Below are 12,699 nucleotides of genomic sequence, written 5' to 3' on the forward strand. Positions count from 1 at the left end.
GCATGGCAATTGTAAACTCGATATTTACCTGGTTAATGAAAAAGCGGATCCACCAGATTGAGCTTTTCATGAAATACCCGTATGATGTTCAGGAAGAATGGTTCCATAGCCTCATCGATAGTGCAGAAAATACAGAATGGGGAAAGCTTTATGATTATAAAACGATATTAAGTACCCAACAATTTCAGGAGCGTGTTCCAATCCAGAATTATGATACTTTAAAACCATATATCGAGCGTATGCTCAATGGTGAACAAAATATCCTTTGGCCTTCTGATATTAAGTGGTTTGCTAAATCATCGGGTACGACCAGCGATCGGAGCAAATTCATCCCGGTTTCGCAAGAGTCTTTAGAAGAATGCCACTTTAAAGGTGGTAAGGATATGCTATCTATCTATTGCAATAACCGTCCGGATAATCAGATGTTTACCGGAAAAGGACTTGTGCTTGGTGGAAGTCATCAGGTTAATCAACTTAATGAAGACTGCTTCTACGGTGATTTATCGGCAGTTCTGATCAAAAATCTACCCATCTGGGCCGAATATTACCGAACACCTGATATGTCTATCGCCCTGATGGATAATTACGAAATAAAAATGGATCGGATGGCAGAAGCCACGATCAATGAGAACGTAACAAGCATTTCTGGTGTACCTACCTGGACAATTGTTTTGGCAAAAAAGGTTTTAGAACTCACGGGTAAAAGTAATCTTTTGGAGGTTTGGCCGAATTTAGAGCTTTACATTCACGGTGCCGTAAACTTTACGCCTTACCGGGAACAGTTTAAGCAATTAATTCCCTCCGCAGATATGTATTACCTCGAAACCTATAATGCATCAGAAGGTTTCTTTGGTATTCAGGATCAGGACAATTCTGAAGAAATGTTGCTCATGCTCGATTATGGTATTTTTTATGAGTTTGTTCCTTTAGAGAATATTGCAGAAGAAAACCCTAAGGCATTATTATTGGGAGAAGTAGAGCTCCATAAAAATTATGCAATTGTAATTTCTACCAATGGTGGTTTGTGGCGGTACATGATAGGAGACACCATTCAATTTACTTCACTTGCACCTTATCGCATTAAAATAACAGGAAGAACCAAACACTTTATCAATGCATTTGGTGAAGAGGTAATCATAGATAATGCTGAGCAAGCCTTAACTAAAGCCTGCTTTGCAACAGGTGCTGAGATTAAAGACTATACTGCTTGTCCAATTTATTTTAAAGGGAAAGAAGCCGGTGGACATGAGTGGATTATAGAGTTTTGCAAACAACCGGATGACTTTGAGAAGTTTATAGATGTTTTGGATAATACACTCCGTGAAGTCAATTCTGATTATGATGCCAAACGATTTAAAGATATGGCACTCGCCAGGCCTACTGTTCACAATGCACCAGCTAATACTTTTTACAACTGGCTGAAAGCGAGGAACAAACTGGGTGGGCAACATAAAGTGCCTCGTTTGGCTAATGAAAGGAAATATGTGGAAGATATTTTAGCGATGATGAAATCATCATAAAATATAATATTTTACTACAAAGGAGCTGGAAAACACTAAGTAAATTAATGGTATCAGCCACCAAGTTATTATGTTTAAAATGCTATTGGGAAAAGTAAAGGCTTAAAGCTAAAAGAAATAAATCATGCGCTACCTCATCAGCTATAAGCGTCTTATTTGGCTATTAGTTTTTGCATGCTTTTTCTGGCTGATGCTCAGAATTACCATACGCTATATTCCGGCTCAAAGTGATGTTTCTTTTTTGCAGATTAAGCAAACAGAGGTAATTGGGGTAAAGGGATATCTACTGGTCTTTTACATTCACGTTTACAGTGCCATTTTTGTACTGCTTGCTGGTTTTACCCAGTTTAACAGCCATATTTTAGCTAAATATCCTAAAATACATCGCTCTTTAGGCTATTTGTACACAGGCACAGTATTGGTTTTAGCTGCCCCCTCAGGAATATTTATTGGCTGGTTTGCTAATGGGGGTTTAACTGCCAAAATATCTTTTGTTCTTTTGGGCTTGCTATGGTTTTGGTTCACGATTAAATCCATCCTGTTAATTTTAAAAAGAAATGTAAAAGGACATCAAAGCTTTATGTACCGCAGTTTTGCCCTGGCTACTTCAGCTATTACCTTGCGTCTGTGGAAAGTTATTTTAGTATATTTATTTCATCCCGCACCAATAGATGTTTATCAAATCATTGCCTGGTTAGGATGGATACCTAATTTGTTAATAGCCGAATGGATCATTAAAAATAAAACTACCCAATGAAAAACATCTTATTACTCTCTTTAATCTGTCTTACCTTATTTGCTTGTAAGGATACTAAAAAAAAGAACAACACTGAAAAGAATACAGCAGTAGCACAAGCAGAAATACATCAGGAGCTTTATGGCTCCTGGGTTGGTGATTTTCTGGATGCTGGATCAGAAGAATATGAAGGCGATTACGATTACATCAAAAAGCTTAACATCATTATCAAAAAGATCACGAAAGATACCGTTATTGCGCAAAGTATCGTTTCCGGAAATAATCGTCCCTTGTTTGGCAAGATGTCTGAAGATGGGAGTAAAATTACTTTCATCTTAGATGAGCCCGGTACTCATAAGTATGATGGACGATTCGAAATTGAGCTGGTAGGCGATACCCTGAAAGGAAAATGGAATGCTTATAAAACAGAACTTAAATGGCCCGAAAAGGAATATAAGCTGATCAAAAGGCAGTTTGTTTATAATCCGAACCTGATGTTACCAACGGAAGCGAATTATGTAGATTGGAATGACCATAAATTTGTTGAAAAGTTAGATACCCTGGAGGATGGTAAAGTAGATACTGCCGCTATGGATTTTTATAGAAGTGCCTCCGATCAGATTTTTAAATTGAATGCATCTGCTCATTTGTTAAAGGAACAGGATCTGAAGAACTTAAGAAAACTTGATCTGCAGATTCTTAAAAATACCATTTTTGCCAGACATGGATATGCCTTTAAGAAAGATACTTACAGGCAGTTTTTTGATCCTGTAGAGTGGTATATTCCTATTTCCAGTAACGTTGACGATCAATTAACGTCTATAGAAAATAAAAACATTAAACTGATAGATCGGTTTACCAAATATGCCGAAGACAATTATGACACCTTTGGCCGTTAAATAGGTAAAGACTAAGCATGAAATTAAACAGGCAAAAGATATTAGACTTTTTTAGGAAGTCGGAAAATAGGGCTACAGTAATTTTGAAAGATAAAACTGAGGCTAATGCCACTATCCAGGAGGCTTTAGGAAAAGCAGTCAGCAACCGTGGTGATTTAGAAGGGGTATGGGAGAAGCTGGTACTGTTATATGCTGTGGCCAAAGATTATGTTAATGGCGATTACCGCGAAATTCCCAAGCGTTCTATTGTGGCCATTGTAGGCGGGTTAATTTATTTCCTTTCTCCGGTGGATGTGGTTCCTGACTTTGTACCTGTACTGGGCTTTATTGATGACATCTTTGTTTTGAATCTGGTTTATAAGCAAGTGATAAAGGACCTGGAAAAGTACAAATCCTGGAAAGATAGTCAGGTGAAAGAAATAGGAGATGTGAATGGCTCTGCAGCTTTGTAATCTCGTCGATTGGTTAGGCAGGCACCTGTTAAGTTGCCCGGTAAAGGCAACTTTCGGGATTGACTGCCCGGGTTGTGGATTACAACGCTCTGTGCTGGCTTTACTGAGAGGAGACTTATTAACCTCTTTTAAACTTTATCCTGCCACGATTCCGCTAATTTTTATCGTTGTTTTTACACTTTTACATTTAAAAATTGAATTTGAACACGGGGCCCGATTAATTAAAATCGTTTATGCAGGTGTTGCAGTAATTATCTTAATCAATTACATTTACAAAATATACACTCATCAACTTATTAGCTAAATTATGTCAGAAAACGCATCTAATCCTTTTGAAAATCAGTCAGAAAAGCCTACAAATAGTGAAGTAACCCCTGTAGTACCTGTTAATAACGGGCCTGGAAACACACCTCCATTTCAACAACCTCCACCTTTTGGACAGTTTGGCGGTGGTATGGGGCAACAAAATTTACCAAACTCAACAATTGCATTGGTTTTAGGAATTATTTCTATTCCCGGGTGCTGCTGCTACGGTGTACTGGGTTTAATTCTAGGAATCATTGCCTGGATTTTGGGCGGTAAAGACATTAAACAATATGCATTAAATCCTGGAGCGTATTCTTTGCCATCTTATAAAAATGCGAAGGCAGGTAAAATATGCGGGATTATTGGTGTGGTATTAAGCGCTTTATACCTTATTTTCATTATTGCATTTATTATTTTCTTTGGCTGGGCAGCATTACAAGACCCGGAACTAATGAAAGAGATGCTAAGAGAAAAAGGCTTGCAATAATTTCAAATTTAATTTTACCTTAAAAATATAAATCGAACGGGAGGTGCCGTTCGATTTTCTTATTTTTGTACCGTAAAGTTGTAAATAAAAAACTCAAGATAATGTATCCAGAATATTTAGTTGAACCCATGCGTAAGGAATTAACCAACGTTGGTTTCGAAGAATTAAAAAATGCCCAAGAGGTTGACGCTGCTATCAAAAGCGAAGGAACTGTTTTTGTGGTCGTGAATTCAGTATGTGGGTGTGCGGCAGCAAATGCCCGCCCGGCGGCAAGAGCTGCGGCAGCGCATGAAAAACACCCAGATAAACTGGTAACCGTTTTTGCCGGAATGGAAAAAGAGGCTGTAGATCAGGCGAGAAATTATATGTTGCCATATCCTCCATCTTCTCCTGCAATGGCGCTTTTTAAAGACGGTAAATTGGTTCACATGATTGAACGTCACCAAATTGAAGGAAGACCGGCTCAAATGATCGCTGATAATTTAATTGGCGCTTTTGAACAATATTGCTAAGCTATTTTTAGCTCCATAAAAAAAAGTGCCATCTTGAAAACAGGATGGCACTTTTTAGTTTAGGCTTAGCCTTTTAAAAATCTTTGTTGAGGAGTTTTTCCAGTTCTCCGAAAGAAACATTCATTCTTACACGGCCTTGCTTTGCATAAGAAATTTCACCTGTTTCTTCAGAGATAATTACAGCCACGGCGTCTGTAGTTTCTGAAACACCAATACCCGCACGATGCCTTAAGCCAAATTGAGAAGGCAGCTGATCATTATCCGTTAGTGGTAGGATGCAGCTGGCACTTTTAATTTTATTCTCCGAAATCACTACAGCACCATCATGCAAAGGACTGTTTTTTTGAAAAATACTTTCCAGTAAACGTTTGGAAATTTTAGCATCAACCACTTCGCAACTGTTAGCAAAGAACTGTTCATCATAAAATTTTACAAAAACGATAAGCGCACCTGTCCGGGTTTTCTTCATGCTTTTGCAGGCATCTATAATGGGTTTAATTCGCGCAAGATTATTCCGCTCAATCTCTTTTCGTCCAAAAAGATAGCCCCACCAGGCTTTATTCTTCTGCAAAAAAGCATTTTTCCCAATTAATAAAAGAAATCGCCGAATTTCCTGCTGGAAAATAACAATGAGCGCAATAATACCCACACTCATAAATTTCTCTATGATGGTAGTTAACAGCTCCATGTGAAGTGCTTTAACAATCCAATAGAAGACGGTGATGATAAACATCCCCACCAGTAAATTTACGGCAAGTGTATTGCGTATTAAGGTATAAACATAGTAGATTAACAAGGCTACCAGCACTATATCAACCACATCTGTTACAGATACTTTTAGAAAATCGAAATCAAATCCTTTCATTGAAGGCAAGATAATAAATATTGTTTAATTGATTTGAGGTATGTTTAACTGTTTAATTGCTGAGGTGTTTAATTGAACACGACAAGTTTGAAAACTAAGGGGAGTAATACTAATAGTTTAGAAGAAAGCATAATACTTGCAGTTGCATCTTACATTGAATCATTCAACTATTACCGATTTACATTGAGCACTAAATCAAACATTATGCATACACAAAGCAAATTTGAGAAATGCTATTTTTTCAATACTGCTTTTCTCAGCGAATTAATTTTATTGTTTAATTCATCCAATTTTGAGCGGAAACTGAGATACTCCTCTTCAGTAATATAGCCGAGATCCTGAGCGCCGATAACATGGTTAATGGTTTCAATCGCACTTGCATATGCTATTGCAAAGAAATGAACTTGATCTTTAGGTGTAATTCTACTTGAACCCTCTGCTAAGCAATCGCCAATGCTACTTGCTGATCGTTTTATTTGGCTTGTCAGACCAAAAATTTCTTCTTTAGGAAATTTCTTCGTTAGAATATATACATCTTTTCTGAAGAATCTGGCTTTTTGCCAGACGTCTAATTTTTCAAACGAATAAATATGCATAACAATTTGAGCTTAAGTTGTCTTGTTATGCAATCAAACAATAGGTGCCGTAAGGTAGTAAATTAATATTGTTTTTATAGGTTATACTTTCATCATATTGAGTGAAAGGTAAATTAGGTTTTTTGTTCGTTTGTCAATTAAACAGTTAGTCACTTAAACAATTAAACCATCAAACTAACCAGCTTCACACACTCAACTGCCTCCTTAACATCATGCACCCTTAAAATCTTGGCTCCTTTTTGGAGCGCTATGGTATGGAGAACAGTTGTTCCGTTCAGCGCTTCAGAAGCCGTTATTTCAAGCGGTTTATAAATCATTCCTTTTCTGGAAAAGCCTACGAGTATGGGAAGGCCAAAGATTTGAAAATCTTCCATCTTATTCAGCAATTCGTAGTTATGTGCTATGGTTTTGCCGAAGCCGAACCCGGGATCTAAAATGACATCGTGAATTTTTAAAGCCCTAAGCTTTTCTACTTTGCGGGAGAAATAATCCACGATATCCAACAGTACATTGTTGTAAACTGGTGCCTGTTGCATGGTTTGCGGTGTTCCCTGCATGTGCATAAAAATGTATGGGACCTGAAGTTTTGCTACCGTTTCAAGCATTTCATCATCCATATCTCCCGAAGCGATATCGTTCACAATGTGTGCGCCTGCAAGAATGGTTTCTTGTGCAACCCTGGCTCTGAAAGTGTCAATAGACATGATGGCTTCTGGAAAGTTGTTTGCAATACTTTCTACCACAGGGATAAGTCGTTCGAGTTCTTCATCAGCGGAAATATCTTTTGCACCAGGCCTCGATGAATACCCGCCAATATCAATAAAAGTTGCACCTTCCTTTAAAAATTGTTCCACTTTTCTTAGCGCATCTTCAATGGTTTCGGTTCTGCTTTTGTTGTAAAATGAATCAGGAGTGACATTCAAAATTCCCATCACCTTGGGGCTGCTCAGATCAAGGAGCCTGCCTTTTATATTTAAGCTTTGTTTAGCTTGGAAAAAGTTTTTTTCTGACATAATAAAACCCATTCAGGATTTGTGTTTCGCTATAAAAATGTATCTTTAGCTTTTGTTTTTTCGATACAAAAATACACTAAAACTACTTAATACATCAGCTTTGACACAAACAAAAACCGCTATAGAATTTGATGAAGTGATTGCAGTTTGCAGATCATTATTCCTGAAAAAAACTAAAGATTATGGCACCGCCTGGCGCATTTTAAGGCCAAGTTCTATTACTGATCAGATCTTCATCAAAGCGCAGCGCATCCGTACTTTAGAAGAGAAAAAAGTGAGTAAAGTAGGGGAGGATGTGACTTCAGAATATATCGGAATTATAAACTACTGTGTGATTGCCATGATGCAGCTGGAGCTGGCCGAAGATGCACCCTATGAGCTGCCATTTGAAGAAGTAGAGCAGGGTTTTGAAAAGAAAGTTCAGGAAACTAGGGATTTAATGTTTGCAAAAAATCATGATTATGGAGAGGCCTGGAGAGATTTGCGTATTAGCTCTTTAACAGATTTGATTCTGATGAAAATATTGAGAGTTAAACAAATAGAAGATAACGAAGGTAAAACACTCGCCTCGGAGGGTGTAAAGGCTAATTACCAGGACATGTTGAATTATTCGGTTTTTGCTTTAATAAAATTAGGTGTACGATAGATAATGAAGAATTTTTTCCTTGCTTTTGCCAGATTTTTTGTAGGTGCTTTATTTATTTTTTCAGGTTTAATCAAAGCCAATGATCCTTTGGGTTTTGGCTATAAATTGCAGGAGTATTTTGAGGTTTTTCACCTCAACTTTTTAAATGGAATGGCAACAGGTATAGCCATTTTACTGTGTACATTGGAGATTATTTTAGGCGTACTTTTACTTTTAGGCCTCTGGAGTAAAAAGGTGGCCTGGGGCTTACTCCTGCTGATTATCTTTTTTACGTTGCTAACTTTCATTTCAGCTGCATTTAAAGTAGTTACCAGCTGTGGTTGTTTTGGCGATGCCATTCCACTTACACCTTGGCAATCGTTCTCTAAAGATTTGGTACTCCTGGTGTTAATTTTATATATCTTCATTAAAAAGGACCTCATTAAGCCACTAGTAACAAAAGAGCGTACGCAAATCAATATCGCTGCAATCGTAACCGTTCTTTCTTTGGGATTTGGACTGTATACTTATAACTTTTTACCCATCATCGATTTCCTACCCTATAAAGTTGGGGCACACATCCCTTCATTAATGGTGATTCCTCCGGGAGAAAAGCCTGATGAATTTGAGATCATGTATCACTTGAAAAACAAGGCTACCAAGGCTGAAAAGGACATGAGCGATAAGGAATATCTTAAAACAGAAATCTGGAAAGATAACAACTGGGAAATTGTTGGTGAGCCCTCAAAAAGGTTAGTTAAGAAAGGATTTGAACCTAAAATTAAGGATTTAATCATCACCGATGCTTCGGGAACAGACTATACCAAGGAATTAATCGAAAATCCTTATTATAGCTTAGTATTCGTAGCTTACGACCTTAAAAATACGAATGTAAAAGCCATCGGAAACTTAAACGCTTTGGCTTTGAATGCTACGCAACAATTTAATATCCGCACGGTGCTGTTAACATCAAATTCTGCGCAGGATGCAGAAGTATTCGTGAAGAAAAATAATCTTTTCTCAGAGGTATTCTATGTGGACGCCGTTCCGTTAAAGAGTATGGTAAGAGCAAATCCAGGCGTATTATTGCTCAGAAATGGTGTAGTGGTAAACAAATGGCATTACCACAACGTACCTACTTTCGATCAGTTAAGTAAAAAGTATTTTAGTAAATAGATGTTAAATTATGCACTAAAAAAAATCATGTACGGTTTCCTGGTTATGGCCGGGGTTGTGCTGATTGTTTTTGTGCTTTTTAATATTTTGCCTGGCGACCCTGCAAGGATGACCATGGGACAAAGGGCAGATGTACAATCCCTGGAAGCGGTGCGTAAGGAATTTGGTTTGGATCGATCCAAGCCTATGCAGTTTGTACTTTATGTAAACGACCTTTCGCCAGTTAGCCTGATCAATAACGACAGTACAACACAAGCTAAATATCATGCCCTACAGCTGATTCGCTTCAAAGAACAGAGCCTGGTGCTTAAACTGCCTTATTTACGCAGTTCTTATCAAACCAAAAGGGACGTTACAGCTATACTTTCGGAAACCGTACCCAATACTTTTATTCTGGCTTTTACGGCCATGATTTTTGCAACACTAATAGGGGTATTTCTCGGGGTATTGTCTGCTGTTTATAAAGATTCGTGGATTGATAAAACGGCCAATGCATTTGCAATACTGGGAATTTCAGCACCTTCTTTCTTTGCAGGAATTATTATCGCCTGGCTCTTTGGTTTTGTGTTGAGTGATTTTACCGGCCTAAAAATGAGTGGAAGTTTGTACAGCTACGATCCTTTTAAAGGAGAAGTACTAACCTTAAGGAATCTCTGGCTGCCCATGATTACTTTAGGTTTAAGGCCATTGGCCATTATTGTACAACTTACAAGAAGTGCCATGCTCGATGTTTTAGCGCAAGATTATATTCGAACGGCAAGGGCAAAAGGGTTGAGTAGGAATGCTATCATTTATAAGCATGCCCTGCGAAACGCGATGAATCCTGTGGTGACAGCTATTTCGGGTTGGTTTGCCTCCTTATTGGCTGGTTCATTTTTTGTAGAATATATTTTTGGCTATAATGGTTTAGGTAGAGTCACAGTTTCTGCATTGGAAATGTCTGATTTTCCTGTTGTGATGGGTTCAATCCTGTTTATTGCTTTTGTGTTTGTGGTGATTAATATTCTGGTTGATATTTTATATGCCTACATTGATCCTAGAGTCAAATTAGCTTAACATATGTTCGAAGAAATTGTTAATTATACTGAGGTTGCTGATAAAAAGATTATTTCAATTTTTGAGTCTGCAATAATAAATATGCCAGAGGCTGAACGTTTATTTAGCCATGTTTTAAATGCTCAGCATGTTTGGGTAGAAAGAATATTGGGCAATGTTCCCCTTTATGGAATCTGGGAAACTCATTCTAAAACTCACTTTAAAATCATTTCCGCAAACAATTTCGAAAGTATACGGCGTATTCTGTCCAATAGAGCACTCGATGAGCAAATTGTTTATCAAAATTCTGTAGGAGAGCAGTTTCAAAATACTGTTAGTGAAATTTTATTTCAATTATTAAATCATTCTACTTATCATCGTGCACAATTAGCAACGCTGTTTAAAAAAGAAGGTATTGTCCCTCCTGTAACAGACTATATTATATTTAAGCGCAATCACTTGTTATGAAAGTTTTTTTAATCGGATTTATGGGCTGCGGTAAAAGTACTAAAGCAAAACAGCTGGCACATCGACTGGAATGCCCGGTTATAGATTTAGATGCCGAGATTGTAACTAAATCTGGCAAAACAATAGCAGAATATTTTGAAGCATATGGCGAGCAGGGGTTCAGGAATTTCGAAAGTGAGATGCTAAAAACCTATCCGTATCCGGAAACTTGCGTGATAGCCACGGGCGGAGGTTTGCCTTGCTTTTTTGATAATATGGACTGGATGAATGCCAACGGTGAAACGGTATATCTTCAAATGGAACCTGCTCAACTGGTTTCGAGATTACATAACAGGCAAAAACGACCGCTTATTAAAGACATGGATGACGAGCAGCTTTTAGCTTTTATTCAGGTTAAGCTTAAAGAAAGAGATCAATTTTACAAACAAGCCAAATTAGTAATCAATGCGTTTGATTTAGATGCTGAAAGGCTGGAAGAAGAGATTGTTAAGGGGCAGCAACCCTCGGTTATTTAGCCCATGCCCTTAGATCAGATCACTGGACATATCTCATCGCTCACAATTTTTGCAGACAAAAGTGCTAACGGAATTCCTCCTCCGGGATGCACGCTTCCTCCGCAAAAGTAGAGGTTCTTAATTTTTGAGCTGAAGTTTGGGTGTCTTAAGAAGGCCGCGAACTGATTGTTTGAGCTATTTCCATATAGAGAACCCTGATAGGAACCGGTTTTGGATTCAATTGTTCTCGGGTCGAGGATTCGCTCACATAAGATATCTTTTTCAATATTTCGGTTGAGCACACGGCTTATCTTTTTGATGATGTTAGTCCTGGCATCTTTAATCAGTGTATCCCAATCCTGTCCCTCGTTTGCCGGAACATTGATCATTACAAACCAATTTTCACATCCATTTGGGGCATCCTTTCTAATTTGTTTGGAGGTAATGTTTATATATACGGTTGGATCAGTGCTGATACTTTTCTCCTGCCAAATCGTATCGAACTCCTTTTTATAATCGGAAGCGAAAAGGATGTTGTGAAGTCCGAGATCACTGTAGTAATTATCCATCCCCCAATAAAAGATGAGAGCTGAACTGCTCCTTTCTTGTTTTAAAAGTTTTTCGGGAGCGGGAAAGTGTTGTAGCAGGTTCTTGTAAGTGAAATAGATGTCCAAATTCGAAACAACCAGCTCGCATGGCAAAAACCTGTCGTTTACGCTAACCCCTGATATTTTAGGTTTAGCATCTTTCGTATATACAATTTCCGCTACCTTTTGGTTATAACGAAACTGCACGCCTAGATCTTCGGCTAATTTTACCAATGACTTCACAATGCTATACATGCCGTTTTTTGGTAAAAAGGCGCCAAAATGATATTCAAAATGAGGGATTACATTTAATGTGGCAGGTGCCTGATAGGGGTTAGAACCATTGTAAGTAGCATAACGGTTGAAAAGCTGAACAATCCTGTCGTCTTTGAAAAAATGTTTATTAGCAGTGTTTTGCGTTCTGAAAGCATCGATCTGACCGAAGCTAAAAATAGATTTTAGGGTATCCCAGTGTAAATAGCTTTTTATTTTGTGTAAAGTTCTTTCTAAAAAGACCCGATGAGTAACCTGATAAATAGTATTGCTTTTTGCCAGAAAATCGGTCACTTCCTTTTCACTTGAAGTGGTTTTTTCTGCTATTTCTTTAGCAAATTTATGGGTATTCGCACTGGCTGTTAACCGAAGTCCATCCTCATAAAAATACCGGCAAATCTCTGATAGTTTTTCGTACTGAAAATAATCAGATGGATTTTTGTTGGCCAGTTTGAAGAGTTCATCCACATACTGAGGCATGGTAAACAAGCTGGGGCCGGCATCAAACCTAAAACCGTTAAATTCAATTTCTGACAGTTTTCCGCCAGCATAAGCATTAGCTTCGAAAACTTCAACCTGATAACCTTTTACTGCTAATCTAATGGCAGTAGCGATTCCACCAATTCCTGAACCGATAATAATTGCTTTTGGCATG

General features: G+C 37.9%; 16 protein-coding genes. 12 read left to right on the top strand and 4 right to left on the bottom strand.

The genetic code is table 11. The features are described 5' to 3' along the window. The first annotated feature begins 2 nt into the window (after nt 1–2). From ACQY77_RS16200 to ACQY77_RS16230, 7 genes are all read left to right on the top strand, one after another. A complete protein-coding gene (locus ACQY77_RS16200; protein ID WP_421941136.1) occupies nt 3–1,520 on the top strand; it encodes a GH3 auxin-responsive promoter family protein in 1,518 nt (505 codons plus the stop codon). A 124-nt stretch (nt 1,521–1,644) separates the two neighbouring features. Continuing rightward, nucleotides 1,645–2,277 carry a DUF2306 domain-containing protein gene (locus ACQY77_RS16205; RefSeq protein ID WP_421941135.1) on the top strand — a complete coding sequence of 211 codons (633 nt, stop codon included), beginning with the start codon at nt 1,645–1,647 and terminating at the stop codon, nt 2,275–2,277. Further along, a complete protein-coding gene (locus ACQY77_RS16210; protein ID WP_421941134.1) occupies nt 2,274–3,155 on the top strand; it encodes a YARHG domain-containing protein in 882 nt (293 codons plus the stop codon). The genes ACQY77_RS16205 and ACQY77_RS16210 overlap by 4 nt, the downstream gene beginning before the upstream one ends. A 17-nt stretch (nt 3,156–3,172) precedes the next feature. Then, nucleotides 3,173–3,607: a YkvA family protein gene (locus ACQY77_RS16215; protein WP_421941133.1), complete on the top strand. Its 435-nt coding sequence runs from the start codon at nt 3,173–3,175 to the stop codon at nt 3,605–3,607. Beyond that, nucleotides 3,588–3,911 (top strand): DUF2752 domain-containing protein, encoded by a 324-nt coding sequence (locus ACQY77_RS16220; protein ID WP_421941132.1) that lies wholly within the window; start codon nt 3,588–3,590, stop codon nt 3,909–3,911. Before ACQY77_RS16215 ends, ACQY77_RS16220 begins: the two co-directional genes overlap by 20 nt. Before the next feature lie 3 nt (nt 3,912–3,914). Next, nucleotides 3,915–4,400 carry a CCC motif membrane protein gene (locus ACQY77_RS16225; RefSeq protein ID WP_421941131.1) on the top strand — a complete coding sequence of 162 codons (486 nt, stop codon included), beginning with the start codon at nt 3,915–3,917 and terminating at the stop codon, nt 4,398–4,400. 101 nt (nt 4,401–4,501) lie between these two features. Then, nucleotides 4,502–4,912, top strand: a complete 411-nt coding sequence (locus ACQY77_RS16230) for a BrxA/BrxB family bacilliredoxin (protein ID WP_421941130.1) — start codon at nt 4,502–4,504, stop codon at nt 4,910–4,912. Nucleotides 4,913–4,985: 73 nt separating this feature from the next. On the opposite strand, the gene cdaA is transcribed toward ACQY77_RS16230, so the two are convergent. The 3 genes from cdaA to folP all read right to left on the bottom strand — a co-directional run bounded on the left by cdaA (nt 4,986) and on the right by folP (nt 7,386). After that, entirely contained in the window at nt 4,986–5,777 is a 792-nt protein-coding gene (gene cdaA / locus ACQY77_RS16235; protein ID WP_421941129.1) for a diadenylate cyclase CdaA, read from the bottom strand. A gap of 233 nt (nt 5,778–6,010) precedes the next feature. Beyond that, nucleotides 6,011–6,373, bottom strand: coding sequence for a four helix bundle protein (locus ACQY77_RS16240; protein WP_421941128.1), 363 nt, complete (start codon nt 6,371–6,373; stop codon nt 6,011–6,013). A gap of 161 nt (nt 6,374–6,534) precedes the next feature. Beyond that, nucleotides 6,535–7,386, bottom strand: coding sequence for a dihydropteroate synthase (gene folP, locus ACQY77_RS16245; protein WP_421941127.1), 852 nt, complete (start codon nt 7,384–7,386; stop codon nt 6,535–6,537). 100 nt (nt 7,387–7,486) lie between these two features. Here folP and ACQY77_RS16250 point away from each other — a divergent pair, with 100 nt between their 5' ends. From ACQY77_RS16250 to ACQY77_RS16270, 5 genes are read left to right on the top strand one after another with little or no spacing between them, the layout of a single operon-like run. Continuing rightward, nucleotides 7,487–8,032: a DUF1599 domain-containing protein gene (locus ACQY77_RS16250; RefSeq protein ID WP_421941126.1), complete on the top strand. Its 546-nt coding sequence runs from the start codon at nt 7,487–7,489 to the stop codon at nt 8,030–8,032. Between the two features lie 3 nt (nt 8,033–8,035). Further along, on the top strand, nt 8,036–9,187 hold the full coding sequence (locus ACQY77_RS16255; protein WP_421941125.1) for a BT_3928 family protein: 1,152 nt from the start codon (nt 8,036–8,038) through the stop codon (nt 9,185–9,187). Continuing rightward, nucleotides 9,188–10,243, top strand: coding sequence for an ABC transporter permease (locus ACQY77_RS16260; protein ID WP_421941124.1), 1,056 nt, complete (start codon nt 9,188–9,190; stop codon nt 10,241–10,243). 3 nt (nt 10,244–10,246) lie between these two features. Continuing rightward, a complete protein-coding gene (locus tag ACQY77_RS16265; protein ID WP_421941123.1) occupies nt 10,247–10,690 on the top strand; it encodes a DinB family protein in 444 nt (147 codons plus the stop codon). Next, nucleotides 10,687–11,205, top strand: coding sequence for a shikimate kinase (locus ACQY77_RS16270; RefSeq protein ID WP_421941122.1), 519 nt, complete (start codon nt 10,687–10,689; stop codon nt 11,203–11,205). The genes ACQY77_RS16265 and ACQY77_RS16270 overlap by 4 nt, the downstream gene beginning before the upstream one ends. Before the next feature lie 14 nt (nt 11,206–11,219). Here ACQY77_RS16270 and crtD read toward each other — a convergent pair whose 3' ends face one another. Next, complete coding sequence (crtD, locus tag ACQY77_RS16275; protein WP_421941121.1) at nt 11,220–12,698, bottom strand: 1-hydroxycarotenoid 3,4-desaturase CrtD; 1,479 nt, start codon at nt 12,696–12,698, stop codon at nt 11,220–11,222. Between the last annotated feature and the right edge of the window lies 1 nt (nt 12,699).

The sequence above is a fragment of the Pedobacter sp. genome (assembly GCF_965279535.1).
Taxonomy (GTDB): Bacteria; Bacteroidota; Bacteroidia; order Sphingobacteriales; family Sphingobacteriaceae; genus Pedobacter.